Below are 279 nucleotides of genomic sequence, written 5' to 3'. Positions count from 1 at the left end.
AAGTGAAGGCGAACGAGAAATTAAAGATTTAGCTGAATTACAACAACGCTCTATTACACTGGCCGTTTCTATTCCCAGAATATTACCAGAACTACACCGTTCTTTTTTACTAAAACATCCTAACGTTCGATTCCAACAAATTCTCGCATCTACTCCTTCTATGAAGCGACAACTAGATAATATAGAAATTGACTGTTGCATTTCTTCTGTGCCAATTGAAGGCGAGGAAATTATGTGGGAACCACTTATTACTGAAGAAATTTTCTTAGTTGTCCCTTC

General features: G+C 36.9%; 1 protein-coding gene. It reads left to right on the top strand.

Annotated features, from left to right (window positions below; all coding sequences use genetic code 11):
• Nucleotides 1-279 (top strand): LysR substrate-binding domain-containing protein (locus tag ACSG5Z_RS32630; RefSeq protein ID WP_435713012.1); only part of this gene is annotated, 279 nt, incomplete at both ends.

This window comes from Bacillus pretiosus (assembly GCF_051294775.1).
Classification (GTDB): domain Bacteria; phylum Bacillota; class Bacilli; order Bacillales; family Bacillaceae_G; genus Bacillus_A; species Bacillus_A wiedmannii.
Note: the sequence above shows the minus strand (reverse complement) of the source record. Positions and strands in the feature narration are given on the sequence as shown.